The sequence below is a fragment of the Bacteroidia bacterium genome, from assembly GCA_025056095.1.
Lineage (GTDB): Bacteria > Bacteroidota > Bacteroidia > JANWVE01 > JANWVE01 > JANWVE01.
Window position 1 is genome coordinate 1 of record JANWVW010000252.1, and the last position, 3,881, is coordinate 3,881.

At 37.5% G+C, this 3,881-nt stretch carries 3 protein-coding genes; all 3 read right to left on the reverse strand.

The window, feature by feature from the left end; translation table 11 throughout:
- Positions 1–319: 319 nt before the first annotated feature.
- From NZ519_12890 to NZ519_12900, 3 genes are read right to left on the reverse strand one after another with little or no spacing between them, the layout of a single operon-like run.
- Positions 320–1,780: a UDP-N-acetylmuramoyl-L-alanyl-D-glutamate--2,6-diaminopimelate ligase gene (locus NZ519_12890; protein ID MCS7029650.1), complete on the reverse strand. Its 1,461-nt coding sequence runs from the start codon at positions 1,778–1,780 to the stop codon at positions 320–322.
- Positions 1,781–1,786: 6 nt separating this feature from the next.
- The gene (bamD, locus tag NZ519_12895; GenBank protein MCS7029651.1) at positions 1,787–3,097 is read right to left on the reverse strand and encodes an outer membrane protein assembly factor BamD; all 1,311 of its coding nucleotides are present in this window, start codon (positions 3,095–3,097) and stop codon (positions 1,787–1,789) included.
- A 3-nt stretch (positions 3,098–3,100) separates the two neighbouring features.
- Positions 3,101–3,745, reverse strand: coding sequence for a VTT domain-containing protein (locus tag NZ519_12900; protein MCS7029652.1), 645 nt, complete (start codon positions 3,743–3,745; stop codon positions 3,101–3,103).
- Positions 3,746–3,881 lie beyond the last annotated feature (136 nt).

A 3,881-nucleotide genomic window follows, 5' to 3' on the forward strand; every position in this document is an offset into this window, starting at 1 on the left:
GCGTTAGCGTAGCCCGTAGCACGCCGACCTTGCCCATACAAGCGCAGCGAAGTATGGGCAAGGGCACGCCCAAAAAATTAAAAAATAAAAACGTGCTAACGATAAACGTAGCACGTAACCAACCTTATATGAAATATGAAACCAACTATTGCATGAAGAAAGACCGTTTTTAAGCGCACTTCAATCTTTTAAGTAAGTTTTTTGACAAATGCCTTATAAATACACTGCGAATATAGTAAATTTCGTTTTACGTAGTATATTTGATTAGTACAAATTTTGACCGCAAAATAACAAATAGCTCATTATCAATGAGAAAATTTTATGAAAAACATTCTAGTAGCACTCTTTTATCATCAAAAGGATATTTTATGCCTTTAATTTCTTGGTAAGTTTCATGCCCCTTTCCTGCAATAAGGATAATGTCATTAGGTTGAGCTATTTTTACTGCGGTTTGAATGGCTGTACGCCTATCTACAATGCGAAGAATCTTGTTTTGCTCTGCTTGAGTTTGTATACCTTTTTCCATGTCATCTAAAATAGCTTCGGGGTCTTCAAAACGAGGGTTATCCGAAGTTAAAACTACTATATCAGAGTAAAATAAAGCAATGCGAGCCATTTGAGGGCGTTTTTGTACATCTCTGTTTCCCCCACAACCTATTACAGTGATAACTCTTTGACCTTCTAACTTAATGTCAGCAATGGTAGAAAGTACATTCTCCAAAGCATCGGGTGTATGCGCATAATCTATAATCCCAATTTTTTTATCTTGTGAAGTATAAACTTCAAACCTTCCTTGCGCCCCTGTAACTACGGATAAAGCCGTTAGGATATCGGTTTTATTTATTTGCAAGGGGAGCTGGCATAACGCTGCATAAGCCGCTGTAAGATTGTATGCATTGAACTTGCCAACCAACTTAAACCATACTTCATATCCTTCTACATTCAAAAATAAGCCATGAAAACTGCTTTCTATAATTTTAGCTTTTACTTCTGCGTCTTTTTGAAGTGCATAGCTAATTTTAGCCGCTTTACAGTTCTGTACCATAAAAGCCCCATTTTTGTCATCTTGATTGTATATAGCAAAAGCTTTTGAGGGGAGCATGTCAAAAAGCCTTTTTTTGCTATATCGGTAGTGGTCAAAGGTTTTGTGAAAATCTAAGTGGTCATGAGTGATATTGGTAAAAATACCTCCTGTAAATTGTATTCCATCTACACGGTGCAGAGCTAAAGCATGCGAACTTACTTCCATTACGCAATATACACAACCTGCTTGGAGCATTTCTGTAAAAATTCTATTCAACGTAATAGCATCGGGAGTGGTGTGTGTAGCAGGATAAATTTTATCTCCTACGTAGTAATTGACCGTAGAAATTAGTCCTGTTTTATATCCTAAATGATTGAGGGCTTGATACAGTATAGTAGCCGTAGTGGTTTTTCCGTTAGTACCTGTAATTCCTATTACTTTTAAGGTTTCGGAAGGGTTATCGTAGAAGTTACAAGCCATTATAGCTAAAGCTTGCATGCTGTTTTGAACTTGAACGTAAGTAACTGTTTCATGGCGTTTTTTGGGCATATTTTCTACTATAACTGCGGCTGCACCTTTGTCTATTACTTCTGGGATGTAGTTGTGTCCATCATTTTGAGTGCCGATGATAGCTACAAAGGCGTCGCCAGTTTCTACCTTTCGAGAGTCAAAAGTAAGGTTGCTAATAGGAACATGTACATTTCCTTCTACGGCAATAATAGGCACTTTATACAGCAATTCTGACAGCGTTTTCATGTCTGATTAGTATTCTTTTTTAGATTTACTTTTCATTTTTTTGCGTAGGTCTCGCTTAGCTATTCGGGCTTTTTGAATAGCATCTTTGAGGTTTCTTTGTGCTTCATCAACTTTCTTTTCTAAAAGAGGTAGTTCCTCTTTGGCAAGTTTATTAGCTAATGCTTTTTGTTCTTTTTTGAGTTTAGGGTCTTTTTTATTTTGTTTTGCTTTTTGAACGTTCTGTTGAGCAATTTTCAAAGCTTTTTCGGCTTCTTTAAGTTCGGTTTGGTTAGCAGGAGTAACATTCTTTTTCAGGGCTTTTTTAGCTGCTTTTAGGCGTTGCTTAGCAAGGTCTTGTTGATATCGGGCGCGTTCTAATTCTTTTCGCAGTTCCTGCCCTGAACGAAGCATTTTGATGCTATCGCGCATTTGATTCATGTTTCGCTCTGCTTTTTTGAGTCCTTGTTCGGCTGTACTTACTTTTTGGATAATTTCTAATGAAGCTTGGGCTTTTTTGATACGCTCTAAAGCATTTAAGGCACTTTCGTAATATCTTTCTAACTCTTTGAGATAGGTGCTATTTTTGTGCTTATCTACAAAAGATTGATATAAACTAATCATGCTCAAATAACGCTCTTGTTGTTTTTCAAAGGTACTTTCTTTGGCATAAAAATACATAGATCTAACCATACCTGCGCGTGCTTCTTCTACGTACTTAGAATCAGGAAAGGAATTTATCATCTCCTCGTATGTGATTTTTGCAGACTTGTAGTATTCGGTACGAAAATACAAATGAGCTTGCATTAGCTTTTTGTAGGCTAATTTTTCTCTTAGCTTAAAAATGAGTTCGTTAGCATCTTTAACCCTGGGACTTTGAGGATAGTTTTCTACAAAGTACTGTATTTGTTCTATGGCTTTATGAGTACCTTCTTGGTCTAGAGTATAACGGGGAGAGCTTAAATAGTAGCAGTAAGCGCTCATATATGCACATTCTTCTGCTCTTGGGTCAGAGGGGAAACTTTGGGCAAAATCTCTGAAATAGTAGGCAGCTAAGGGGAAATTCTCGCTTCGATTGGTTTTATAGTGGGCATACGAGTAGTAATATGCTACGCTGCGCTGCAAGGTATCGCCTTTTGTGATACCTAACAAGTCTTCTAAAATAGCTATGGCATTATCGTATTTTTTTTGGTTATAAAATTCCATAGCAATTTCAAATTTAACTTTTTTGTTTGTCCCTTTAAGTATCTTCTCCAAGTTCTGCCGATGGCATGCAGAAAATAAGATAAAAAGACCTAATAATAAAACTGTTTTTTTACCTTGTTTTACCTTGTTTAACATTTTTTAATCTTGTTTTTTTCTTGCTTTGATGGCGCCTATTGCCGCAGGGATAAGTGAAACAAATATCACAGCAAGTAAAAAGAGGTGTAGGTTCTTTTTGGCTTTTTCTTGGCTTACGCCGAGCATTTGAGCTAATTCAAAAAGATAGTAACCTAATAAAGTCATGGAAGTTGACCATATAATTGCCCCTATTAAGCTGTAGCTGATATAGCGCCTGAATTTAAGTTCACCTACGCCTGCCAAAACAGGTACAATAGAGCGTATAATTGGAGCGAATTTGCCGATGATGATAGCTTTATTGCCGTGCTTGTCGTAAAATTCGCGAGTTTGAGTGATATATTTTTGCTTGAAGTACCAGGTATCTTTTTTATCGTACAGTGCCACACCGATGCGTGTTCCTATAAAATAGCCCAGGCTATCACCTGCTACGGTAGTCATTGCGATAGCGGCTATTAAAATCCAAACATTATCAATCCCTAAAAGACCTGAACCGCAAAAAAGTCCTGCGGTAATTAACAAGGAGTCGCCAGGTAAAAAGAAAGCCATGCAGCCCGTTTCTACGAACAAAATCAAAAATATGACTAATGTGCCGTATGTTTTGAGCAGATATTCAGGGTTGATATATCGCAATAAGTCTAATAGTATCATGGGGCAAAATTACCAAGTTTTAGAATAAGTATGTAAGCTACAAGGTATAGTTTATTTTGTAATTTTTTTGGGCGTGCCCTTGCCCACACTTCGCTGCGCTTGTGTGGGCAAGGTCGGCGTGCTACGGGCTACGCTA